18 protein-coding genes and 2 pseudogenes are annotated in these 23,016 nt (G+C 61.3%); 9 read left to right on the forward strand and 11 right to left on the reverse strand.

The features are described 5' to 3' along the window. Nucleotide 1 precedes the first annotated feature (1 nt). From GGR03_RS22770 to GGR03_RS22785, 4 genes are all read left to right on the forward strand, one after another. Nucleotides 2-385 (forward strand): XRE family transcriptional regulator, encoded by a 384-nt coding sequence (locus GGR03_RS22770; RefSeq protein WP_183211142.1) that lies wholly within the window; start codon nucleotides 2-4, stop codon nucleotides 383-385. 88 nt (nucleotides 386-473) lie between these two features. After that, nucleotides 474-1,118 (forward strand): HNH endonuclease, encoded by a 645-nt coding sequence (locus GGR03_RS22775; protein ID WP_252920358.1) that lies wholly within the window; start codon nucleotides 474-476, stop codon nucleotides 1,116-1,118. After that, nucleotides 1,115-1,342, forward strand: coding sequence for an ABC-three component system middle component 6 (locus GGR03_RS22780; RefSeq protein WP_114440476.1), 228 nt, complete (start codon nucleotides 1,115-1,117; stop codon nucleotides 1,340-1,342). The genes GGR03_RS22775 and GGR03_RS22780 overlap by 4 nt, the downstream gene beginning before the upstream one ends. After that, a complete protein-coding gene (locus tag GGR03_RS22785) occupies nucleotides 1,339-3,084 on the forward strand; it encodes a DUF2326 domain-containing protein (protein ID WP_183211143.1) in 1,746 nt (581 codons plus the stop codon). Before GGR03_RS22780 ends, GGR03_RS22785 begins: the two co-directional genes overlap by 4 nt. A gap of 281 nt (nucleotides 3,085-3,365) precedes the next feature. Here GGR03_RS22785 and GGR03_RS22790 read toward each other — a convergent pair. The 8 genes from GGR03_RS22790 to GGR03_RS22825 all read right to left on the reverse strand — a co-directional run bounded on the left by GGR03_RS22790 (nucleotide 3,366) and on the right by GGR03_RS22825 (nucleotide 13,244). Beyond that, a protein-coding gene (locus GGR03_RS22790; RefSeq protein WP_183211144.1) for an IS3 family transposase occupies nucleotides 3,366-4,468 on the reverse strand; the annotation gives its coding sequence in 2 pieces (ribosomal slippage) (nucleotides 3,366-4,207 and nucleotides 4,207-4,468; 1,104 coding nt in all). A 274-nt stretch (nucleotides 4,469-4,742) separates the two neighbouring features. Continuing rightward, entirely contained in the window at nucleotides 4,743-5,918 is a 1,176-nt protein-coding gene (locus tag GGR03_RS22795; protein WP_343058966.1) for an amidohydrolase, read from the reverse strand. After that, nucleotides 5,915-6,553: a GntR family transcriptional regulator gene (locus GGR03_RS22800; RefSeq protein WP_183211145.1), complete on the reverse strand. Its 639-nt coding sequence runs from the start codon at nucleotides 6,551-6,553 to the stop codon at nucleotides 5,915-5,917. Before GGR03_RS22800 ends, GGR03_RS22795 begins: the two co-directional genes overlap by 4 nt. Nucleotides 6,554-7,257: 704 nt before the next feature. Continuing rightward, a complete protein-coding gene (locus GGR03_RS22805; protein WP_183211146.1) occupies nucleotides 7,258-8,586 on the reverse strand; it encodes an MFS transporter in 1,329 nt (442 codons plus the stop codon). 307 nt (nucleotides 8,587-8,893) lie between these two features. Then, a complete protein-coding gene (locus GGR03_RS22810; RefSeq protein WP_183211147.1) occupies nucleotides 8,894-9,427 on the reverse strand; it encodes a cytochrome b in 534 nt (177 codons plus the stop codon). Between the two features lie 307 nt (nucleotides 9,428-9,734). After that, complete coding sequence (locus GGR03_RS22815; protein WP_246368438.1) at nucleotides 9,735-11,036, reverse strand: patatin-like phospholipase family protein; 1,302 nt, start codon at nucleotides 11,034-11,036, stop codon at nucleotides 9,735-9,737. Further along, nucleotides 11,033-12,298: an MFS transporter gene (locus GGR03_RS22820; protein ID WP_183211148.1), complete on the reverse strand. Its 1,266-nt coding sequence runs from the start codon at nucleotides 12,296-12,298 to the stop codon at nucleotides 11,033-11,035. The genes GGR03_RS22815 and GGR03_RS22820 overlap by 4 nt, the downstream gene beginning before the upstream one ends. A gap of 460 nt (nucleotides 12,299-12,758) precedes the next feature. Further along, nucleotides 12,759-13,244, reverse strand: coding sequence for a MarR family winged helix-turn-helix transcriptional regulator (locus tag GGR03_RS22825; protein ID WP_183211149.1), 486 nt, complete (start codon nucleotides 13,242-13,244; stop codon nucleotides 12,759-12,761). Nucleotides 13,245-13,291: 47 nt separating this feature from the next. On the opposite strand from GGR03_RS22825, the gene GGR03_RS22830 reads away from it, so the two are divergent. Next, nucleotides 13,292-14,806 (forward strand): FAD-dependent oxidoreductase, encoded by a 1,515-nt coding sequence (locus GGR03_RS22830; RefSeq protein ID WP_183211150.1) that lies wholly within the window; start codon nucleotides 13,292-13,294, stop codon nucleotides 14,804-14,806. Nucleotides 14,807-14,898: 92 nt separating this feature from the next. On the opposite strand, the pseudogene GGR03_RS22835 reads toward GGR03_RS22830, so the two are convergent. The 3 genes and pseudogenes from GGR03_RS22835 to GGR03_RS22845 form a co-directional block, all read right to left on the reverse strand. Further along, nucleotides 14,899-15,816: pseudogene (locus tag GGR03_RS22835) on the reverse strand (TraB/TrbI/VirB10 family type IV secretion system protein); the annotation flags it as partial. Continuing rightward, nucleotides 15,813-16,592 (reverse strand): annotated as a pseudogene (gene trbG, locus GGR03_RS22840) (P-type conjugative transfer protein TrbG); the annotation flags it as partial. The pseudogenes GGR03_RS22835 and trbG, both read right to left, overlap by 4 nt. 714 nt (nucleotides 16,593-17,306) lie before the next feature. Next, a complete protein-coding gene (locus GGR03_RS22845) occupies nucleotides 17,307-18,194 on the reverse strand; it encodes an AraC family transcriptional regulator (RefSeq protein ID WP_183211151.1) in 888 nt (295 codons plus the stop codon). A 180-nt stretch (nucleotides 18,195-18,374) separates the two neighbouring features. On the opposite strand from GGR03_RS22845, the gene GGR03_RS22850 reads away from it, so the two are divergent. From GGR03_RS22850 to GGR03_RS22865, 4 genes are read left to right on the forward strand one after another with little or no spacing between them, the layout of a single operon-like run. Continuing rightward, nucleotides 18,375-19,139: an SDR family NAD(P)-dependent oxidoreductase gene (locus GGR03_RS22850; RefSeq protein ID WP_425486735.1), complete on the forward strand. Its 765-nt coding sequence runs from the start codon at nucleotides 18,375-18,377 to the stop codon at nucleotides 19,137-19,139. Nucleotides 19,140-19,167: 28 nt separating this feature from the next. Further along, complete coding sequence (locus GGR03_RS22855; RefSeq protein ID WP_183211153.1) at nucleotides 19,168-19,809, forward strand: (2Fe-2S)-binding protein; 642 nt, start codon at nucleotides 19,168-19,170, stop codon at nucleotides 19,807-19,809. A 2-nt stretch (nucleotides 19,810-19,811) separates the two neighbouring features. After that, the gene (locus GGR03_RS22860; protein WP_183211154.1) at nucleotides 19,812-20,804 is read left to right on the forward strand and encodes an FAD binding domain-containing protein; all 993 of its coding nucleotides are present in this window, start codon (nucleotides 19,812-19,814) and stop codon (nucleotides 20,802-20,804) included. 3 nt (nucleotides 20,805-20,807) lie between these two features. Beyond that, nucleotides 20,808-23,006: a xanthine dehydrogenase family protein molybdopterin-binding subunit gene (locus GGR03_RS22865; protein ID WP_183211155.1), complete on the forward strand. Its 2,199-nt coding sequence runs from the start codon at nucleotides 20,808-20,810 to the stop codon at nucleotides 23,004-23,006. Nucleotides 23,007-23,016 lie beyond the last annotated feature (10 nt).

Consider the following 23,016-nt stretch of genomic DNA (forward strand, 5'->3'; position numbering starts at 1 on the left):
GATGGGCCGGAACCTCAACGACTTCATCGCGACGCTGCCTCCGGAAGAGCAAGCCGCGATCGATGTGCGCTATCAGGAGCTCAAGCAGGAGGTCGAAGGCCTGCGCGAGTTGCGCCAGATAGCCGGAAAGGCCCAGGCCGACATCGCCTCCGCGCTCAACATCAAGCAACCTTCGGTCTCCAAGATTGAGAAGCAGACCGACATGTATCTCTCGACGCTTCGCAGCTATGTGGAAGCCTTGGGGGGTAAGCTCGAATTGACCGTCAAACTGCCGGAGCGTCCTGCTCTGCGAATTCACCATCTCGGCGATGACAGTGCCGCGCCGCAGAAATCGGCTCGTCGGCCGCGGGTTCGCGCGCAGATCGGCGGTGCCCGTGGGCGCTAGTTACCCGACGAGAATCATCCTGGCGTTTCGGAGCGGCGGCGTTTGCGCACTGCCGAAATGCGGCAAACATCTGACCTACGACGCGAAAGTGGGCGACGACACCTACGTCGGCGAAGCTGCCCATATTCGCGGCGAGAAGCCTGGCGCCGCGCGCTACGACGCGTCGATGACCGATGAGGAGCGCGATAACGTTCGCAACCTCATCTATCTCTGTACGGACCACCACACGATCATCGACAAGGTCGAGGCTGATTGGCCGACTCCCGCGCTTCAGGAGTTGAAGGAGAACCACGAGAAGCAGGTCCGGCAGGCGATGGAGGAGGCATTCGCCGACGTCGCGTTTCCGGAGCTGCAAAACGCCGTATCGTGGGTCGCAACGCAAGCGCCCGCCGCCAACGGATCGTTCGACCTCATCGCACCGGACGAGAAGATCAAGAAGAACGCCCTTTCGAACGGCGCGCGCCACATCATTGCAGCCGGCCTGATGTCTCGCGTGACGGTCGGAGATTATGTCGAGGCGGAAGCGCAGCTCGACCCAGACTTTCCGGAACGGCTCAAGGCGGGCTTCCTTGAGGAATATTATGCCCGCCGGAAGGCGGGCCATAAGGGGGACGAGCTTTTCGAACTCATGTGCGCCTTCGCCCAGCGGGGCCTGCGCCGGCAGGCGGATAAGACCGCCGGCATCGCGGTGCTGATCTACCTGTTCGAAATCTGCGACGTGTTCGAGAAATGATCCTCCCGACCAAACACATTCCGCAGAATGAAGCCCTGATTGGGGTGGGCGCGACCCTTCTGTCCCACCTGAGCGGTCCCATGACCGTCTCCGGTCTGTGGGAGCGTCTCCGCTCGGAGCCGAACGTCGGCACGTTCGAGCGCTTCGTCCTCGCTTCCAATCTCCTTTATCTCATCGGCGCCATCGACATCAAAGACGGCTTGATCGTCAGGACCGCGTCATGATTCGATCAGTGCGCGCCAACAAGAAAGGCTTCCACGCCGCCAACTTCGAGCCGGGCGTCAACCTCGTTTTGGCCGATCGCTCAAAGACGGCCGGGGACAAGGACACGACAAACGCCCTAGGCAAGTCGACGCTGATCGAGATCATCGACTTCTGCCTGGCCAGCAATACCTCGCCCGGAAAGGGCCTTCGCATCGAGGCCCTGCAAGGATGGGCCTTCACCCTGGAGCTGACCGTCGGCGGCAACGATGTCGCGGTGACCCGATCACCCGACGCGCCGGGTTTCTTTGCAATCGAAGGACCGACCGCGGGATGGCCCGTGCGGCCGACTCCCAACAAGGAGGGGTTACCCGGCCTCGACACCAAGAAGTGGAGAGCGGTGCTTGCCTGGGCGTTGTTCGGGATTAGCGAACTCGCGTCGGAGTCCGGCTACAGGCCGTCCGCCCGGTCGCTACTCTCGTATTTCGTCCGGAACCAGGCCGCTGCATACATCACGCCGTTCAAGCACTTCGACAACCAGAAGGTCTGGGACGTTCAGGTCCACAATGCGTTCCTGCTTGGCCTGAACTGGGAAAAGGCCGCGACTTGGCAACAGCTCAAGGATCAGAAGAACGCGCTCGACGCGCTGAAGCAGGCGATCAAGACTGGCGCGGTCGATGGAGAGCTCGCCTCCCTCGGTGAGCTTGAGGCCGAACGCCTGCGCCTCACCACCCAACTCGAGCGCGAACGTGAAGCGTTGTCGAACTTCCGCGTATTGCCCCAATACAGTGAGATAGAGGAACAGGCGAACATCCTGACAAGCGAGATCCACGGCTTGGTGAACGCCAATATCGTGGATAAGCGCCGGCTTGAGCGCTATCGCGAGTCCCTCGTGAACGAGGATGCGCCTACGGCGGATCGCCTCGAAGCCCTCTACAATGAAGCGGGCATCGCCCTGCCAGGCGCCGTCCGGAAAACGCTTGCAGACGCGCGCGCATTCAACGAGCAAATTATCGTCAACCGCCGCGGGTTCATCGCCGGTGAGATCGCCGCGATCGACGCAGCGGTGACCGATCGCGAAGCCCAGCTCGTCACCCTGACTGATCGTCGTGCCGGCTACCTCAGCGCTCTGGCCGGACAAGGCGCCCTTGAGGAGCTCACGCAATTGCAGGAGCTCCACGCCGCCACCCGCCTAAAGGTGGATGGCCTGACCAATCGGATCACTCAGCTCCGCCAGATGACCACCAAGGCGGACACGATCAAAGTCGAGACCGTGGAGCTCAAGCGGGCCACGACGCTGGATTACGAAGAGCGGCGCGCGCTTTGGTCCCAAGCACTCAACCTGTTCTCGGAGTTCTCGGAGAATCTCTACAAGGCGGCCGGCCGTCTGGTGATCGACATCGATGACACCGGGTACAAGTTCGATGTCGAGATTGCGGGTAGCCCAAGCGAGGGCATCAGCAAGATGAAGATCTTTTGCTACGACCTCATGCTCGTTTCCTTCGCGCGGCAACGCGGCCTAGGCATCGACTTCCTTATTCATGACAGCACAGTCTTCGATGGCGTCGACCCGCGACAGCGAGCCCATGCGCTCGAACTGGCGGCGGCGATGGCTGCGAAATACGGTTTTCAGTATATTTGCACCCTCAACACGGACATGGTCCCGGTCAACGATTTTTCGCAGGGTTTCGACTTCGATTCTTTGGTTCGTCTTCGCCTGACCGACACGGACCCGAGCGGGAGTTTGCTTGGATTCCGATACTAACGACTATGACCGTGGTGAGTGAACGCGATTTGGCATAAGAAAAGAACTTTGACTGACGATCTGCGTCAGCGGCCTGTGATCCTCCCCCATTGAACGGGTCCATCCTGAAGTATGGTTTCGACCATGAATGACGTGCCCCCCGACTTTGGACCGCCCGGCTGGGTAATTTCCGGGGGTGCTGGTCCGCACCCATTCCTTGGACCACTTGAAGCTGGAGTTTTCCGGCTTCTTGGTCCGCACCCATTCCTTGGACCGCCGGAAGCTGGAGTTTTCCGGCTTCGTCACGACGGCGGGCCGGTGGCGCCGTCGCGATTGATGAACGAGATCGGGACCTTGTTCCCGATTGCCCCATGCGGGCGCTCCTCGTTGTAGTATCTGCGCCAATCCTCCAACTTTTCCGCTGCGTCGGCAAGCGTCAGGAACCAGTGCTGGTTGAGGCATTCTACACGGAAGCGCCCGTTGAACGCTTCGATGTAAGCATTGTCGGTCGGCTTGCCCGGCCTGGAGAAGTCGAGCGTCACTCCCCGGGTGTAGGCCCACAGGTCGAGATCCCGGGACACAAATTCGGTGCCTTGATCAACGCGGATGGTCCGAGGATAGCCGATGACGGGACAGATCTGTTCGAGCGTCCGGACGACGTCCTCGGCCCGATAACTGAACCGTGGCTCGAGCGCCGGCACGTAACGGGAGAACGTGTCGACGATCGTCAGCACCCTGATCTTCTTGCCCGTTGCGAGCTGATCGTGGACAAAGTCCATGGCCCAGACCTCGTTCGGACTGACCGCTTCCTGCCGGTCATCGCGCAGCTTCGCCTTCACCCGCCGCTTCGGTGTCTTGTTCCTCAGTTGCAGACCCAGATCCCTGTAAACACGGTAGGTCCGCTTGATGTTGCCGGTCCAGCCCTCGCGCTGGAGCAGCACATGGACCCGTCGGTAGCCATACCGGACGCGGGTCATGCAGATGTCCTTGATCCGAGCTGCCAAGCCGGCCTGGTCGGGGCGACGGGATCTGTAGTGGTAGGTTGAGGTATCGAATTCCAGAACCCGGCAGGCGCGCCGGATCGAGACACCCCATTCCTTGCACGTCTCCGCCACCAGCTCGCGTTTGCGACCAGGCCTCAGAGTTTTCGGCGAATGACGTCCTGGAGCATCTCCTTGTCCAGCGACAGGTCCGCAACCAGCTTGCGCAGCTTGCCGTTCTCGTCCTCAAGCTGCTTCAGCCGCCTCATCTCCGTCGGCAGCAGCCCGTCATACTTCTTCTTCCAGTTGAAGTAGGTCGCCTGGCTGATCCCGGCCCGCCGGCATATCTCGGCCACCGGAACGCCGTCCGCTCCCTGCTTGAGAATGAACGCCTTCTGCGCGTCCGAAAACTTCGATGCCTTCATCGTTCTCCGCTCCACCCCGGCCCGGGGATGCTAGCGCGGAAAACTCCAGTTCAGAACGGTCCAGTTTCTCGGGAGCGGATCAGCCACATGATGCCGCTCCGGCTGGACTGCCAAGGATTATACGACAGAATGGCGGCGCGATCCCGGAAGGCGGCTAAGCGACAGTAATACCGTCCTGCACAATTCCGTATCATGCGGTTGCTTTAAGGTCAGTAAAAATAGGTATCGAACATGTGCTTAGTCCGCGATGTAGAAGGCTATCCACGTGTAAAGCCTAATTGCGCCTCGCCTCAACCAGTGTTGCGTAGTAGGAAGCCCCGAACGGCAGCGCTTCGTCGTTGAAATCGAACCACGCGCTGTGAAGGATGCGACCGTTGTCATCCGGCCCGTTGCCGATCCAGCCATAGCATCCGGTTCGGTCTTCGAGCATGAAGGCAAAGTCCTCGACGATCATCGTCTGCGGCGGGTTTGTCTCGACCTTATTGAAGATCAACGATCCCGCGGCCTCTGCCGATTGGGCCGCAGAGTGTGAATTGATGAGGGTCGGATATTGCTGGGTGTAGGAGACCTTGCACTCAGCGCCGGTCGACAATGCGGTACCGTCCACGATGCGCCGCACCGCAGGCTCCGCCGCCGCGCGCGCGGCGGGAGAGAATGCCCTCACGGTTCCCCGGATGGTGACCTTGTTCGGCAATACATTGTAGGCGTCGCCGCCGTGAATCTGCGTGGCGCTCACAACGATTGCATCCAGTGGATCGGTGTTTCGGGCGGATATCTGCTGGAGGGCGACGAGGATGTGCCCGGCCGTCAGAACGACGTCTGCTCCCTTGTGCGGCTGTGCTGCGTGCATTCCGGTCGACGTGACCTCGATTTCGAAAGCATCGCCCGACGCCATCATCAGCCCCGCCTTCACGGCGAAGCTTCCAACCTCGATGCCCGGCCAATTGTGCAACCCGTAGATCTCGTCGCAGCGGAAATTCTCAAACAGTCCTTCGCGGATCATGCGCGCCGCGCCGCCGTCTTGCCCCCCCATCTCCTCGGCAGGCTGGAAGATGAAGACGACGCGGCCTGAAAAATTCCGGGTCTCGGCAAGATAGCGGGCGGCGCCGAGAAGCATCGTGGTGTGCCCGTCATGACCGCAGGCGTGCATGACGCCCCTGTTCGTCGAGCGATGCGCGAAATCATTGCGTTCCTCGATCGCAAGCGCATCCATGTCAGCCCGCAGCCCGATGGAGCGCTCGCTCTCGTGGTTTCCGTGAAGAACTCCGACAACGCCGGTTCCGCCCACGCCTTCGGTCACCTGGATCCCGTAGGAGCGAAGCTTTTCCGCGACGAACCTGGCGGTTCCGTATTCCTGGTAGGAAAGCTCGGGGTTGGCATGAAGATGATGCCGCCACTGGGTCATTTCATCGTGAAACTCGGCGATCCTGTTTTTGACGGGCATCTTCATTCTTTCCGGTTTCGTATGTCGTGATGGGCAAGCCGCAAATGCTCACCGAGCCTTGCAATCGCGCCGGCCTCGTCGCCATCCCGGCAGGCCTGAAGCAATTTCCGGTGTTCGGCCGCCGACTTTTCGGGGCGGGCGACGATGGAACTCGCGATCACCTCCGCGAGAGCCGATGCCTTGTTGAGCTGTTCGATGGTTCGCAACAACGTTGACCGTTTTGACGGGCTGTACAGGGCATGATGAAAATCCCAGTTCAGTTCCGAAAGGCTCGACGGTTCCTGCTCCACCTCGGCGGCGTCGAGCGCCATCTCGGCTTCGGCAAAGTCAAGCTTGGTGTGGTGTCCAAAGGCGGACTGGAGCGCCAGTGGTTCCAGCAAAAGCCGCATGTCGAATAAATCATCGACCATTCCCCGTTCGAGCTTTGCGACCCTTGCTCCCTTGTAGCCGATCGTTTCGACCAATCCGTCTTCAGCGAGCGCTTGAAGAGCATGCCGTAATGGGGTGCGGCTGACGCTTAGCTGCTCCGACAACGCTTCCTGCCGCAGCGGCTGGCCGGGCCGAAACGTGCCGTTCAGGATCAATGTCCTGATCTTGTCGGCGGTCGATTGCGCTTGCGTCTCTTGTGTATCCGAAATCATAATTGTATCCAATATTGAGTTTGAGACGCATTGTCAACACTGGGATGGTCACCGGCAATCCAGCGGGTCAGAACGTAGCGACGGTAGCGAGGCCGCCCGCCGCACAAAGCCGGCGGCGAGAATTCAACACGGTATCCACGACAGGATTTCCGGTGCCGACGCGCCAGTAGCGAGCGCGGCAGGCCGTGGCCAGCACGGTTAGTAGAACCTTGGGCTCTGCTCCCGCTACGGACCCGGACCTACTTCGGCTGACCGGGATGTCGCCGAAACTGTCGCCAAAGGGCTTGGGCTCCCGGCAGTCTCACTCCCGAAAGAAGAGGCGGAAGCCGATTTCGGCTGGTTCACCATGTTCGCTGCGGCGGCCATCACGGCTTCGAGCACACTGACCCGGCAGAAACTGGGTTGGCTGCCAAAGGGGCCAAGCTTGCTCGACGACTTGAAAAACATGGGCTATTCGGCAACGCAGGTCTGAATTCAGGTGATCCTGACGGTCCCTCCCTGATCCGCGTTCCTTACTTGGAGACACCGGAGCGCCCGCCTGCCCGGGGCCTTTAAGTGGTAGGCGACGCGCTGCCGTCGCTAGCTCTAGCTGCCAGGCCAAGCCGGGTATGTGCCATTTCGTTCTCCCGTTGGGTGAGGGAGGCCGATGCGGCTCGTCGCGCCGCGTACAAATCAGCACGGCAGCTTTGAGCCACTCGTGAGCCTCACCTTTCTTTTGGATCGGACATTTTTGGGAAAATAGCGAGCAGCCCGACTGCGGCGAAACCGGTCAACGCGAGCGCGCTTAATGCTACGGTCCAGCCTATAAAATTTTGTTGTTGAATCAGGTATCCGCCGACGATCGGCCCGATGACGTTGATGAGGGAAGCGAGCGACTGGCTCATCCCCATTGCGGCGCCCTGCGAAGTTGCTGGCACCGTGAGGGTGAGGGCGGCGACGAGTATCGGCCTCGCCAGCCCCAGGCCCGACGCGACCGCAAGAACGCCAACTGCCAGGCCGGGGATCGTATCGCCGAAACCGATGAGGGAGAAACCGACCGCGAGCAACGCGAACGAGGCTGCGGCAAGCGTTCTTTCCTGGAAGGTCGTGCTGATGGCGCGCATCACCACGACCTGAATCAATATGTTTGTTGCGCCGGCGGCGGTAAACAGGAGCCCGATCTGGGCGGGACCAAACGACTCGCCGCCCCACTGGTATCGCGCATGCAGCACGAGCGCGAGTTGCGAACTGAACAGGCTGAACGCCAGGTACAGGATGGCAAGTGCCGTTAGAAGCCCCTTCACGTTCGGCAGGGCGACGAGATCAGCGATCTCACGAAGAAATCTCTTCAATGAAAGAGGCGCCATAGCAGTTGCGCTGCCGTCTATAGCTTGCTCGTCGCCGTGTGATTGATCTTTCGGGCGTTGTCCCTTCCTGAAGCCGCGGCCAAGGGATCGAGTGCCGAACAAGGCCCGATCATCCGAAGGGAGGAGAGTGAAGGTCGCCACGATGCTGGCAAGGGAGAACGCTGCGGCAACCGCGAATGGCACGGCCAAACCGATCGTCGCAAGTGCACCGCCCAGCGCCGGTCCAATCATAGTGCCCAAACCCATTGCCGCGCTCACGAACCCGATCGCCTGTCGACGGGTCCTCGCTTCGCTCCTATCCGCGACGTAGGCGATAGCTATGGCGATGTTACCCGCCGACAGGCCACCGAGGATGCGGGCCACGAAAACAACGAGGAGATTGGGAGCCACGGCGAGCAAAAGGAAACTGGCGCAGGTGCCTATCTGACTGACCAGGAGCAACCGCTTGCGCCCCAACTTGTCGGAGGCGTTTCCCAACACCGGCCCGGCAAACAATTCACAGATGGCAAAGCTCGCGAATAGAAAGCCGATCGTCAGCGGCGTGGCGCCGAAATCCCGTGCGTAAAATGGCAGAAGAGGCAGGATGAGACCTGCGCTGGCGGCGTCCACGACAACGACTGCGAAAATCGGCAAAAGGGACTTTCCATGCGCCGCTTCCGGACGCGACTTGCCAACTTCGTTTGTCATCCCAGGCCAAATCAAACGTGCATTATGCACATATTCGAAAAGGCCGGACCTGTGTCAACCTAAAAAAGTGCATGATGCACATTCTTTGGAAGTGCTTTGCGCTATTTTGATGAACTGAAAGCACCTTCCGGAGTCGCAGCGATGACGGAAGGATCTGACGGTCAGATGAGAGGTCACCATCTTCTGGCGAACGTCAGCGCCACCAGAGAAGTGATCGCCGCAACGAAAACCAAGCTATCCAGCAAGCCATGGATTGCGTCGGGGGATTTGCGATTCTTCAACACAAGGACCGAACTGGCGTACAGTCTTACCGCCGATACCACATGCGCCGCAGCAACCCATCGCAGCGGGCAAACTGATGATAAAGCGCTGCCGCGACATGGACGAAAAGCAGCGCGAGCAGCAGATTTGCGCCAAAGCCATGCGAAACACGCGGCGGATAGAGGTGGAAATCGGGTAGAGCCGCACCGGTTTCGCCGAAGATGATCGGTCCAGCACCGCTCAGCACCAACATGCCGACATCGCTGGCGAACATGCCGAGAATGACGACATAGAACGCCAGGTGAACGCCCCGCGCCAGCCGCTCCTGCCAACCCGGCGCTCCCTGCACTGGGAGCGGCTTCTTGTCAAAGACCCACCACCAGATGATGCGTAACGCGGTCAGCAGCAAGGCGATGATCGCGGCCGGGATATGTATGCGCAGGAAGCCGACCTTAACTGCCGGCTCGGTGGCATTGCCAGCCTGAAACCCGGAGCCGAGCGCCAAAAGAATAAGAATGGCCGTAAGCCAATGGATCGTGATTGGGATCGCGCCATAGCGGTCAGGGCTGCTTTTCAGCATCTATCTCTCCCTCAAGTCTGGCTCGCTGCGCTGCGCTGCGCTGCGCTGCGCTGCGCTGCGCTGCGGGGACGCGGTGCGCCGTCCTGATCTCTTCGACCGAATGGCCATCTGCCGGCCCGTTGATCTACGTCGACGATCGCGAAGGTTGGACGCGAAGTTCTCCTGTTCGTTTCTGTCGGCCGCCAGGCATCAACCCAAAATGTGCATGATACACATTTTGGGTTGGCACATCGGCCGACGGGCCGGTTGATGAGGCGCTAAGTGGGAGATTGACAAGGGACAGGCCCGCCTGTCGCGACGATGGGAATCACCGCGCAACGGGCTGCAATAATTTCAACGGAAAGGCTGGCGTGTCCTTCCACAATGTCCCGGATGTCGTCTGCTCGTAGCCAAATCTGTACGCGGCATGCATGTAATTCTTGTCGAGCGGATTAAGCATTGAATAGGGAATCTGGACCTCGATCGATGCAACATGGAAATTTGCTCCCGTGCGGAGGGCATGGTTGTAAAGCGCAGTCAATTCGCTCTGCGCCTGAGACTTCAGGAAGGTGGAGTATGCTCGGCCCAGGGATGACACCGTCCTGTTCGGCGTGACATCGAACTCGGGGATGAGCGCGTTGTTGACGATCACGTATAGATTGACTTTTTGCTGAGCAGTCCTCTCGGGAAAGAGCGCGTTTTCAACGAGAAGAGGTGGTGTCAGGATCTGAGAAATTGATCCTCCATCCGAGTGCAATTCCTGAAACTGCCGCCCGTTTGACGCCGCCTGGATCTTGACCGGTGGAAAGACGCCCGGGACACTTGCCGAAGCGACGATAACGTCTCGAAACAGCTTCAGGGCATCCGGGTTTCCGCTCGCAGCAATGGCGCCCATGTTCCAGATTACGCCGCGTTGGATATCGAGGTTTGTCGTGAGAACAAACAGCCGTCGACCGTTGCGGTGTTCGGCGGCAATCTGGTTGAGCACATATGGCGTGATGAAGTGTTCGACGTGTCTTTTGAGTGGCTCAGCTTTGAGCAGACTTGAGCCAAACACCCCGAAGGGGCCGTTGATCGCGACAAGTTCCTGGGCGACACCGCTGGTATATTGATGCACCAGTATTTTGTCGTAAGCAGGCCCCAGGAAGGCGTATGGCGCAATCAAGGCGCCCGTGCTGACGCCGGTGACTACATCAAAACGCGGGCGCGTGTTTGTGGCTGTCCACCCTGCGAGTACACCAACACCGAAAGCGCCGCTGCCTCCACCACTGGAGATCATCAGTATATTTTTCTTGGCGGACTTCGTCTTGACCATCCAGTCAGCATGCGTCGCAAGCGCTTCGTTGCGCGGGGAATAGCGGTAGGCGCGGATTTCACCATAACCCGCGATCAAGGCATGGTCGGCCTCACCGGCGCTGGAAGCGCGCTCTGGCGTGTGCATGCATGCGGATAGAACCAGCGTGACGGGCAAGAAGATCATCAATGTCCGCATTGATCGCTTGATCAAGAAGCGAACAGCCAGCGCACTTGGACAGATTTGATGAACCACATCAGCCGCGGTGGAAGCCATCACCATGTCTCTCGCCGTCTGCATGCCGTTTCCGCCTTCCGAGATGTTCTGGCTCGTCATTGAGTGGGTTCTTTAGGGCTCGCCTGGCCTTCTACCTCCGGGTCGGAGGAGGGAAGTCTTGTCCAGGTAATCACTGCTGCAATCGCAACGAAGGCGATGATCAGGCCGGTCCAAAAACCATAGAGTGCCCGGCCGATGAGGAAACCGGCGATTACTGGAGTGACGGCCTCCGTGGCGGCAAGCAGCGATTGCGTCGTTCCCAGCACGATCCCTTGCCGTTCCCGCGGGGCATGCACCGAGAGCGCCGAGAGGAAGGTGGGGCGTGCCAGGGCATCACCGACACCAACGCAAAAGACGGCAAGGACGAGAATCGGAAGCGTGGTCGCAAAACCGACAGTGATGTAGCCGACGGCCACAATGGCACATATGAGAACGATCAGCCGTCGTTCCGTAAAGTACCGTCCGATCCATTGCAGAAGGAACAACTGGACGATGATGTTGATCGCACCGTCCGCAGCCATTATGTAGCCAAGCTCGCGCGGTCCGAACGAATTGCGTTCACTGATAAAAGTCACTTGAAGGTAGTTGGCGATCTGCGAGCTAAACATACCATAGGCAAAGAAGTAACAGAGCAGCACGATCACAAGCACTCGGATCAAGGGAGAGCTAACGAACGACCGGAATGAGACCTTTTCGAGGGAAGCGTCGCTTCGGGTTGACTCATCGACGCCGTTGGATGCTGCGTGGCTGCCCTTGATCCAGATAGTTGTTACGGCGAGGCTGGCCGCGGAGAGCGCCATGGCGGCGTAAATCGGAACGGTCAGCGAGATGTCGGACAGATAGCCTGTCAGCCCCGCTCCGACGATACCTCCAAGCCCGACTGCGGCATTCAGAGTGCCTATGGCCTGCCGCCGGTTGGCTGGAGAACTGTAGTCCGCGGCATAGGCGACGGCGGCGGTGAGCGTCCCGCCAGTCAAGCCGAACAGCATGCGCGCCAGCAGAACGGGAAACACAGCCTTTGCCAGAGCGAGCAAAAGGAAGCTGGTAAACGCGGCAGCCTGCGTTGCTAGCAGGATTTTCTTGCGCCCCAGGCGATCGGAAAGCTGACCGACAAGAGGCGCCGCCACAAACTGGGTGAGCGCTTCCGTGGCGATCACGACACCGAAAATGAGGGGCGTTCCACCCATTTCCTTGAGATAGAATGGCAAAATCGGCAATGCCGCGGCAGCACTTGCTGCATAGAGGCTGACACTGAGAAAGACCGGCAGTATCACGCGCCAGTCAAGCTTGTCACCCCCTGTTGTCGATGCGTCGACGTTCATCTCGCGAGCCCTGCTGTTGACCGCACATGCGTCGCGGATGACCAAATTCGCTGCGCAGGGATCTGCCATCACCCCATCATGTGTAGTATGCACATAGCTGTGATAGGCGAGGCTCGTCAACAGAAAAAGTGTAAAACGCACATTCTATTGGCGTTTGCTCCCATCGTATATGTGCATTTTACACCTATGCGATGGGGCGCTATTAAGGCATTGGCTGTTCAGGAATTCGGGCAGTCCCGTTTTATGTGGACTTTGCCGATCCGATAGCCGGACCGGACTAGGTGCAGATCGCTGTCAAGGTCGCCGTGGGGGGCAACTGGTCAAGAGCAGAAGGGGTTCACCGGATGACGTTCGAATACTGATGGACGCGGGGCCTGAGCGGCCAACTGGAAGCGTGGTTCATTGGCTGGCGGCCTGCTCTTGACGGCAGTATACCCGCTGGCACTTCCACTTCAGCCACCTACTTCTCCGTAGCTGGCTGCCCGCTCATGCCGTCGGCGAGCATCCGCATGAGCCGGATAAGTTCGTCGAAGTCTTCGCGGGGCCAATCCCGGAACAGGTTCAGCGCCATTTTTTCCCGCGCCACATCGACGGCGTCCGTCGCTTCCTTTCCCCGCGGCGTGATGACGGCCTCACGCACCCGCTTGTCGGCCGAGCCCGAGCGGCGCTCGACGAGTTCAAGCGCCTCAAGCCGCGCAACCTGGCGGCTGACGGTCGTGTAGTCGCGCCCGACACCCTCGGCCAGTTCGACGACGCCAATAGGTCCCCGTCGCTCGATCGTGACGAGAAGAGGAAACAGCGCTCGTTCGAGCGTCAGTCCGGCCAACTCCAACATCTGCGCGTCGCGCTCAGGGCGGTTCATAAGTATCGCAATGTCGATGAGCGAACGGTGCAATTCGGGCAGCAGCTTCTTGATGTGTGTACTATGCACTTTTTTTGTTGACATCGCGACGCCTCCTGATGATATGTGCATTATACACATTGGAGGTGACAATGGAAGATGAATACACTCTCGCGGTGCTGATCTGTGGTGCCGGCGCCGCCGGCCTCACACTTGCCATCGACCTTGCACGGCGTGGCGTGCCGTTTCGCCTGATCGAGAAGATGGAGCAGCCATTCTCCGGCTCGCGCGGGAAGGGCATTCTACCGCGGACCCAGGAAGTGCTCGAGGATCTGGGTATTATCGATCGGGTTGTCGCAGCAGGCGGCACCTATCCCCGGCTGCGCGAGTATCGGAGTGATGGAACCTATGTCGAAAGGGGCATGGCCGAGCGGGACGATCCAACGCCGGCGGAGCCTTATCACATCGCGCTGATGATCCCGCAATTCCTGACGGAGCGGCTCATGCGCGAGCGGCTCGCGGAGTTCGGCCATCGGGTTGAATTCGGATACGAACTTGTGGGCTTCGTACAATCTGAGGACGGCGTTGCTGCGCGGCTGGTGGGACCAGCCGGCGAAGAGGTCGTGCACAGCCGGTACCTCATTGGAGCAGACGGCGGCCGCAGTTTCGTGCGGGGGGCGCTCGACGTCGATTTCCCCGGCAAGACGCTGGGCGTGCGGGCAATGGTGGCGGATGTCGCGTTGGCCGGCCTCGATCGCGAGGCCTGGCACCAGTTCAACGATGGAAACATGGAGCGGATGGTCTCGATTTGCCCGCTCGCCGGAACCGATCTCTTCCAGATCCAGGCAGTCACTCCACCGGAAGGCGAAGCTGACCTTTCGGCCGATGGAATAGAGCAAATGATCGCTGAGCGGACCGCGCGCAATGACGTTAAGATCCAATCGGTAGCCTGGGCCTCGGCTTATTCCATGAATGCCCGGCTTGCCGATCGCTACCGGATTGGTCGCGTGCTCCTCGTCGGCGACGCCGCCCACATCCATCCGCCGACCGGCGGCCAGGGCCTGAATACCAGCGTTCAGGACGCCTATAATCTGGGGTGGAAGCTGGCCGCGGTGCTCCGCGGTGCTCCGGATCGTCTGCTCGACAGCTATGAAAGCGAGCGGCGTCCGGTCGCGGAAGCGATGCTCGGGCTTGCAACTGGCCTCCTCGCTGCGGCAAAGCGAGGGGAGATGCGGCGAGGCCGCGAGGTGCGCCAGCTCGACATCGGATATCCCGGCTCGCCGCTCGCCCTGGATTCATTCGGACGCATGGGCGCCGTGCTTGCTGGAGATCGCGCTCCAGATGCGCCGCTTCGTGGTGCGGCGGGATGTTCTCGGCGCCTCTTTGACCTGTTCACCGGCTCTCACTGGACGCTCATCGGTTTCGAGGCAGTGCGTGATATCACCGGCGGGCGAAACGGCCTGCACATTCACCGGGTCGGAGCCGGTTGCGAGCTACAGGACCTGGGTGGCCATTTCCGCGATGCTTACGAACTGGTATCCAGCGAATGGGTGCTCGTTCGACCTGACGGCTATGTCGCCGCGATCGTAACGCCAGATGAGGCCTCCGCGCTCGAAACATTCTTCGCGGAAGTGGGACTGACGGGCGCCGACGGATTGCCGCACTGAGTTGGTCGAAAGGTCATGGCAGCCTCCGATCCCACGGGAGCCTGGCGCCGGTTTCACGAGGGCCGATCCGGTTCCTCGCGGAGACTGATGCTGCCGGCATAGCCTTCGGCATCAGCGCCTGGCTCGCGGTCAAGGACGATCGATCGGCCGTTGGGGAAGATCAGCCGGTTCCAGACGAGAAGCACTCGATTTTGACCGAACTGCACCTTGTTGGCGTATTGGCCGATGACGCGCGTTCCCTGCGGCACGAGCAGGATGCGGCCGGTCGGGCTGTCATAGATGTTTTCGGTAACCTGCGCGGTGATCTGGCCCGGTAGGTCCGACCGGATGCCGGTGATCAGTGCGGCGGATATCACGGCTCCCGCTTGAAGGATGTTCGGCGACGCCGGCGCAGCGACGCGATCGGGCGCAACCGTCCTGCGATCGGCCGCCGCGTTCAGAAATGCATTCTGCCGGTCCTGCGCTGAGGGCGTAGCCGGTGGCGAGGCGAGGCCGAGGCTCGCCAAATCGGGCTGCGGCGGGGGTTCTGGGACAGCTCCCGCCGCAGCCGGCGCCCCGGCTTCCCAATCCGGAGAAGAGACGGCTGGTGCGCGCGGTCTCGATTTCCTGAAGGCGGCGCTGCTCTTCCGGGCTGATGCCCGGATTGGGCGTAGCGATGCCCGGGACCGGAACAGTCTGCCCACGATCCTGGGTGCTGAGGATCGGCCGGCCGAGATCGTCGGGAAGCGGCGGGCCGAGCTGTGGCACCCCGCTGTAATCGCGCGGGAGGCCTGCAAGGCCATCGGCGGTTGGGAGCGACCGCCGTCGCGGGTCTGGAGCGCGTAGATCAGGGCTCCGCCAAGTCCGACGCTGGCGACTAGGCCGAGACCAGCGAGAACCTTTCGAGACAGCCGGGTCACGCGCGGCGGCTCGGCCCGCAGCCGCATCGGAGCTGGTTCGGCCGGCTCGCCGATCAGCGGCTGCGCATCGTCGTCTGGCACTTCCCCATTCCGGGGCGGGTTCTCGCTCACGAGGTCGGCCTCCCGTCTGTGCGGACAATCCTGACGCGCTTCTGCTCGCGGCCGGAGCCGAAGCGAAGCTCGGCCGCGGCGAACAGGCGGTCGACGATCATGTGCTGGCCGCGAACGCGGTAGTTGACCAGCTCGAAGGTGTTGCCCTCAGGGCCGACGACGAATAGCGGCGGCATTTCGCCCTGACCGATACCGCGCGGGAATTCGATGAAAACCTGACGGCCATCGTCAAAGGCGCGTCGTGGCCGCCATGGTGCGCGATCGTCGTCGATAGCGTAGCGGAAATTGACGTTAGCGAGATCGACCCCGCTTGCGACCGGCTGGGCGGCCTGAGCCTCAGCGTTCTGCCGGCGCAGCGCGATCAGCTGGTTCTGCGGGTACTGCCAGGAGACCGACGCCATGTAGGTCCGCTCGGTCGAGCGCAGCTCCATGTGATAGGTGCGCATGTTGGTATTGATGACGAGGTTGGTCGTCAGGTCCGCCCGCGTCGGCTTCACGAGGATATGGATCTGGCGCGTCGCTCCCGATCCACTTTCGGTGTCGCCAATGATCCAGCGGACCGTGTCCCCGGCCGCGACGGGACTCGCGCCCACGAGCTGCTCCCCGGGCTGAAGCGCGATATCGGTGATCTGGCCGACTGCGGTATAGACCTGATAGAGCGCCCCTGGAGTCCAGGGATAGACCTGCATGGAGTTGATGAAGCCGTCACGGACAGGCTGAACCCGCGCCGCCTCATTGGCCTGATTCACTCTAGCCGTCGGGTTGGTGGGTTCGGGCGCTCGGCATGTTTCGGGAAGCCGCAGCGGCGGCATGCGTGCATAGCCTACCCTTCACGGGTTGATGGCGTCAGGCCCTCGGCTGGACCAAGGATCAGCATCGGGAGATGATTTTCGCCATGACCGAGGGCCACGATCGGATCGCCCGTTCCATGCTTTTTTGCCGCACGGCGTTGCCGACGTATGACCACGAGGGGCCGGCACACGCTCAACGACAAGGGCGTAAGGGTGGATTGCTGACTGGCGGCTTTCAGGACAGGTTCGCGTTAAGCAGACATCGACAAAAAGGCGAACTCATTACTGACCAAACGGCAATAGCGGCCCGACGCTTCGCTGATGTCGCGGTAGAAGGGTATCCCGGTAGAACGGAGGGTGGGCCGGGCCTCTTTAAGTTGGTCGGGTAGCAGACTTGGGCTAGTCGAGCTCGGCTTTGCCGCCGAGGGGAATCTCGTCGGATATTGTTTCAGTAGCTGGCGCGGACTTCTTCCATCATCGTAGAAGATGCCGACTGCACGGTTGAGCAAGGCTAGCAAGTTGAGCCAGCACTGTGGCGCTTCGCCGAGGCCCGTTGGCCAACCGTCGATTTTCGCAGGGTCGACAAGAACTGGACGGTAGCACACGGCCCCGTGCCCGAGGTCGAGCGGATTATGAAACGTGATCGGGCGCGGACTTGCGAGATCCGCTGCTGGCTGATCGAACCTGTCCCCGCTTGACTCAGGCAGCTGCCTGCGCTTCGTTTCGGGATTCCCGTTTCCGCGTCGTGCCGAACATGCGGCTGTACTCGCGCGAGAATTGCGACGCGCTTTCATAGCCGACAGTGCCCGCCGCCTGTGTTGCGGTGTAGCCTTTCGCGAGCATCAGACGCCGCGCCTCGATCAGCCTCAGCTGTTTTTGGAATTGAAGGGGCGACAATGACGTGAGTGCCTTGAAGTGCCTGTGAAAGGCCGAAGGGCTTAAGTTCGCTGCGGCCGCCAGGCTCTCGACGGGTATCGGATCGGAAAAGCTGCTGCGCAGAATGTCCACTGCGCGCGCGATGCGCTCGCCGTGGCCGCCGGGAACCGACAGACTGCGCAAGGCTGGTCCATTCTCACTGTTGAGCAACCAATAGTGCAGTTCGCGCATGATGGCGGGCCTCACCACGTCAACCGCCTGCGGGTGGTCGAGCAGTCGCATTAGCCGCATGGCGCAATCGATGATCGTATCGTCCAGAGTTTCGACGAACAGCGGGGCAGCCGGCGGCTCGACTTCGACCGTGCTGCCCATCTCGAGCGCGACCTCCTGCATGATCACGGCGTCGAGCTCGATCGCCACCGCGAGATATGGCTCACGCGCTGCCGCTTCGACAATCTGCCCGATGACCGGAACATCCGCACCAACGATGACCGACTGGCCGGCTGAGAAGATCTGCTCAGTCCGGCCGATCGTCATCTGCTTGCTTCCCTGCAAGACGAGGCAGACCAGCGGTCGATAGATCGACCGGAGCGGCCCGGCGGGGATGTCGACACGCATCATGCGAAGGCCCGCAACGGGCGTCACGGCAAGGCCGTCACCGTTGGCGTGTTGCCCGGCGTAGTCGAATACCGCCTGTCTCAATGCCTGCATGAACTGCACCTCGTTCTTGGAACGTCTCGCTCGAAACTAGCGTGTCTGCAGCCGCGCGTCAGCCCCAAGGAGGATTAGGCAAGCTTTGGAGCGGTTCAGGCAAGACCCGGTGTTCCTGTCCGCCGATAGTCGCACCGAGGCGCCAAGCCAGCGCTTGCAGGATTTATGAAAGACATATCGATGACCAGATTATCGAAAATCGCGTTGATTACCGGAGGGAGCCGAGGGCTCGGCCGCAACTGTGCCATGAGCCTCGCAACCAGCGGCGCCGGCGTGGTCATCACCTACAACACGAACCGACCTGCCGCAGAAGCTGTCGTCCAGGAGATCGTCGATGCAGGAGGCCGCGCGGCACTCCTGCATCTCGACACAGGCAGGGTTGAGTCCTTCGACACCTTCAAGGTGGATCTCGACGAGCTTCTTCGAGCCGTATGGGAACGCGACCATTTCGACTATCTCGTCAACAATGCCGGTTTCGGCCTCTCCGCTCCGTTCGGCTCGACGTCCGAAACCGACTTCGACCGACTGGTGGACGTCCATCTCAAGGGCGTCTTCTTCCTGACGCAGCGCCTGGCTCCGATGATCGAGGATGGCGGGCGCATCATCAACATATCGACGGGGCTTACGCGGTTCAGCATTCCGGGAATGGCTGCCTACGCCATGATGAAGGGCGGCATCGAGGTCTTTACCCGCTATCTCGCCAAGGAACTCGGCCCACGTGGGATCACCGCGAATGTCGTCGCGCCCGGGGCGATCGCGACAGACTTCGGCGGCGGCCTTGTCCGCGACAACGGCGACTACAACCGGCGAGTGGCCGACGCGACCGCGCTCGGTCGTGCAGGCCTGCCCGACGATGTCGGGCCGATGGTCGCATCGTTGCTGTCTGATGCCAATCACTGGGTGAACGGCCAGCGGATCGAAGTTTCCGGGGGAATGAACCTCTGACTCAGCCAACCCATGAAAGGGCGAAGCCATGAAAGACGAGACCCCCAGGCACGATGACGCCGACGCACGGCTCCTCTACAACGCCACCGGCATCAATCGCCGAGATCTGATCAAGGGTGGGATCTCGCTCTCCGCCTTGATCGCCTTGTCCGAGCTTACGCTTCTCTCCGACGCACTCGCAGCGGAATTCAGCGAAGGCGTCCCGGTCAGCTTCGTCATCAACAGCGAGGCCTATGGTCTCACTCTCGATCCGCGTACCTCGCTCCTGGATGTACTTCGGGAATCGTTGTCACTGACGGGCGCCAAGAAGGGGTGCGATCACGGCCAGTGCGGCGCATGCACCGTACATTTGGATGGTCGCCGCGTCGTTTCGTGCCTCACCCTAGCCGTGCAAATCGATGGACGGGAGGTCCTGACCATCGAGGGCCTTTCGCCAGCCGACGGCGATCTGCATCCCATGCAGCAGGCATTCATCGACCATGACGCTCTTCAGTGCGGATACTGCACGCCTGGCCAGATCATGGCTGCCGTCGCCTGTGTGCGGGAGGGGCACGCGACGTCGCCCGACCAAATCCGCGAATACATGAGCGGCAATCTCTGCCGCTGCGGCGCCTATGTCGGGATCGTCGCCGCGATCCAGGATGCCGCATCGAAGATGGAGGATCTCTGACCTTGCGCCCGTTCGCCTACGCCCGTGCCACCACCGCTTCCGAAGCCGTGCAATCCTTTGGACCGAGCTCGTCGACAACGCGCTTTCTCGCCGGAGGCACGACACTCTTCGACTTGATGAAGTTGAATGTGGAGACCCCCACCAGACTGGTCGACATCAACGGCATCAGCGAGCTTGCCGCCTTCGACACCGGCGGCAACGATCTCGTGTTCGGGCCGCTCGCTCGGATGAGCGACGTCGCTTTCGATCCGACCCTGGTCAGCAACTATCCGCTGATCGCTGAAGCCTTGTGGAAGGCGGCGTCCGGCCAGGTGCGCAACATGGCGAGTCTTGGCGGAAATCTCCTTCAACGTACACGCTGTGCCTATTTCCGGCACGGCGAGCCTTTCGCCTGCAACAAACGCCAGCCGGGTTCGGGTTGCGCTGCTATCGGCGGTCGCGATCGGGGACACGCGGTGCTCGGGGGCAGCGAGGCCTGTATCGCGACCTATCCCGGCGACCTCGCGGTGGCGCTCGTCGCCCTGGACGCCGAGATCGACATCCTTTGCCCGAACGGCACACGAACCGAACTGCTGGAGAAGCTCTACCTCGAACCTGGCGACACGCCGGATCGAGAAACCACGCTCGCTCCGGGCGAGTTAATCGTGAGCATCCGTGTCCCGCGCGGGCAGGCTGCGCGCAGCTCGACCTATCACAAGATCCGGGACCGAGAATCCTTCGCGTTCGCCATCGCCTCTGCAGCCGTTGCACTTCAGCTGGACGGGGATGTCGTCCGCGATGCCCGCATTGCGCTCGGTGGCATTGCGACACGCCCTTGGCGGGCGCGCGAAGCCGAAAGAGCCCTGATTGGAGCGACACTCACGGAAGGTGCTGCCAGCGCTGCGGGTGAACTTGCTCTGGGCGGTGCTCGTGCCGGAAGCCACAACGCATTCCGGATTGAACTGGGTGCCCGGACCGTCGCCGACGCACTGATGATCGCCAAGGAAAGGGCCTGATCGATGAGCAACGCTCCCTATGCAGACATTGCCCGCGTCGATGCGCTCGACAAGGTGCGTGGCGTCACGCTTTACGCAGCCGACCGCCAACCCGACAACCTCGTCCACGCCGCGCTCGCTACAGCGACGATCGCCAAGGGCTCGATCATATCGATCGACACCAGCGCAGCGGAGGCAGTCGTCGGCGTGCGATTGATCCTGACCCACGAAAACATTGGCCCCCTGAGATCCGCAGGCTTCCTGCTTGGTGGCGGACTCGCGTTCCAGAGCTTCCAGCCCATGTCGTCTCCCACGATCGCCTATCGTGGGCAGCCGATCGCGGTGGTCGCGGCCGATACGCTGGAAGCAGCCATCGAGGCGGCGGCGCTGATCAAGGCTTCCTACCTTGAGGAGGCCTTCGCATCGACGATTGAAAGTGCAGGGGCCGAGACGATCGTGCAGGCGGAAGCGCCGCTGGGCCATCCAAGTCCTGACGTCGTGTTCGGCGACGCCGATCAGGCCTTTGCCGACGCGGATGTCCAGGTCAACGCCACCTTCACGAGTCCGCCCCAGCACCAGAACCCGATCGAGCTTGTCGCTACTGTCGCGCAATGGTCGGGCGAAAAGCTCCTGATCCATGAGGGGACACAGAACGCCAATGCACTGCGCTTTGGCCTGGCCAAGCAGCTCCGCATTCCTGCCGAGAATATCGAGATCAGGTCGCATCATCTCGGCGGCGGCTTCGGGCAGAAGAACTCATTGCAGATGCAGACGGTCTTCGCCGCGATTGCCGCCCGCCGGATAGGCCGGCCGGTCAAGCTGGTGGTTCCGCGCAGCCAGCTGTTTCATGATGCCAGCTTCCGGCCGCAGAGCGTCCACCGGATGCAACTCGGCGCAGATACTTCAGGAAAGATTGTCGCCGCGCTGCACTCGGTCGATGGGCAGACCTCACGGCACGACCTTTTTCCCGGCGAGTATTGCCAGACCTCCGCGCGGCTCTACGGCATTCCGAACTTTCGCGGTTTTCACCGCATGATCCGCACGGACACCCAGACCCCTGGCTACATGCGCGCTCCCTTTGAGCACACCGCCTGTCTGGCCATGGAATGTGCGGTCGATGAGTTGGCATATCGCCTCGATCAGGACCCCGTGGCATTGCGTCTCGCCAACGACACAGCCCACGATCCGGTGGAAGATCTGCCGCTGTCCTCGCGACATCTCGCGGAATGCTTGAGGCGTGGCTCGGAACGCTTCGGATGGCGAGACCGCCGGATGGAGCCCCTGTCGATGCGCGCTGCGGATGGGTCCTATATCGGCTGGGGGGTGGCCTGTGGCGCCTATCCGGGCAATGCGGCAGCCAATGTCGCAAGGCTGACGATCACGGCCGAGGGAAGCGTCGAGATAAGCGCCGGCGTGCATGAGATGGGCCAGGGCATCCGGACGGTCCTGGCCAATGTCGTCTCGCGTCATCTCAACGTGCCGCTGGAAAGCGTGACCGCGCTGCTGGGTGACACCAGCGGCACATATCCTCATCTGACGGCAGGCTCCTGGGGAACCACGGCGTCCATCCCCGCCACCATCAAGGCATGTGACGCGATGTGGCAAAGACTGCGTGAGATCGCACCCGATGCGCCTTCGGAGGCAAACCCCATCGACCTGATCAGGCGAGCCGGACTGCCAAGCCTTCAGGTCGAAGTTCGAAGCTCGGCGCCCGGGCAGGACATCAGCGCAGCCGACGAGATCGCCACCGGCGGTGCTTCGCCCACGGGGCCGGCCTATCCGGGATTCGTGACGTTCAGCTACATCGCTCATTTCGTCGAGGTGCGGATCGAGCCCAACACGCGTCGGATCCGTGTCCCTCGCGTGGTCAGCGTGGCCGACTGCGGCAGGGTGTTGTCACCGCGCACCGCAAGGAGCCAGGTCTGGGGCGGGGTGGTCTGGGGCATCGGCGCCGCCCTGCGCGAAGAGAGTGAGGTCGACCCGCGCTACGGAGGGTTTCTCAACGCGGACATCGCCGAATACATGATCCCGGTGAATGCCGACATCGGAACGATCGACGTGGACTTCATCGACGAGCCTGATCCGCAGATCAACGAGGCTGGCGTGAAAGGGTTGGGGGAAGTCGTCATGGCCGGCGTGGCACCGGCGATAGCCAACGCCATTTTTCACGCCACGGGCAAGAGGCTGCGAAGCCTGCCATTCCGCGCCGAACACCTGCTGTGAGAGGCGCGTC

The organism is Aurantimonas endophytica (assembly GCF_014196845.1).
Lineage (GTDB): Bacteria > Pseudomonadota > Alphaproteobacteria > Rhizobiales > Rhizobiaceae > Aurantimonas > Aurantimonas endophytica.

Excerpts from the sequence above, each read along its gene's own strand:
- GGR03_RS22770 (WP_183211142.1), top strand. The coding sequence starts at position 2 with ATGGGCCGGAACCTCAACGACTTCATCGCGACGCTGCCTCCGGAAGAG.
- GGR03_RS22780 (WP_114440476.1), top strand. The coding sequence starts at position 1,115 with ATGATCCTCCCGACCAAACACATTCCGCAGAATGAAGCCCTGATTGGG.
- GGR03_RS22785 (WP_183211143.1), top strand. The coding sequence starts at position 1,339 with ATGATTCGATCAGTGCGCGCCAACAAGAAAGGCTTCCACGCCGCCAAC.
- GGR03_RS22795 (WP_343058966.1), bottom strand. The coding sequence starts at position 5,918 with ATGAAGATGCCCGTCAAAAACAGGATCGCCGAGTTTCACGATGAAATG.
- GGR03_RS22800 (WP_183211145.1), bottom strand. The coding sequence starts at position 6,553 with ATGATTTCGGATACACAAGAGACGCAAGCGCAATCGACCGCCGACAAG.
- GGR03_RS22805 (WP_183211146.1), bottom strand. The coding sequence starts at position 8,586 with ATGACAAACGAAGTTGGCAAGTCGCGTCCGGAAGCGGCGCATGGAAAG.
- GGR03_RS22810 (WP_183211147.1), bottom strand. The coding sequence starts at position 9,427 with ATGCTGAAAAGCAGCCCTGACCGCTATGGCGCGATCCCAATCACGATC.
- GGR03_RS22815 (WP_246368438.1), bottom strand. The coding sequence starts at position 11,036 with ATGACGAGCCAGAACATCTCGGAAGGCGGAAACGGCATGCAGACGGCG.
- GGR03_RS22820 (WP_183211148.1), bottom strand. The coding sequence starts at position 12,298 with ATGAACGTCGACGCATCGACAACAGGGGGTGACAAGCTTGACTGGCGC.
- GGR03_RS22825 (WP_183211149.1), bottom strand. The coding sequence starts at position 13,244 with ATGTCAACAAAAAAAGTGCATAGTACACACATCAAGAAGCTGCTGCCC.
- GGR03_RS22830 (WP_183211150.1), top strand. The coding sequence starts at position 13,292 with ATGGAAGATGAATACACTCTCGCGGTGCTGATCTGTGGTGCCGGCGCC.
- GGR03_RS22845 (WP_183211151.1), bottom strand. The coding sequence starts at position 18,194 with ATGCAGGCATTGAGACAGGCGGTATTCGACTACGCCGGGCAACACGCC.
- GGR03_RS22850 (WP_425486735.1), top strand. The coding sequence starts at position 18,375 with ATGACCAGATTATCGAAAATCGCGTTGATTACCGGAGGGAGCCGAGGG.
- GGR03_RS22855 (WP_183211153.1), top strand. The coding sequence starts at position 19,168 with ATGAAAGACGAGACCCCCAGGCACGATGACGCCGACGCACGGCTCCTC.
- GGR03_RS22865 (WP_183211155.1), top strand. The coding sequence starts at position 20,808 with ATGAGCAACGCTCCCTATGCAGACATTGCCCGCGTCGATGCGCTCGAC.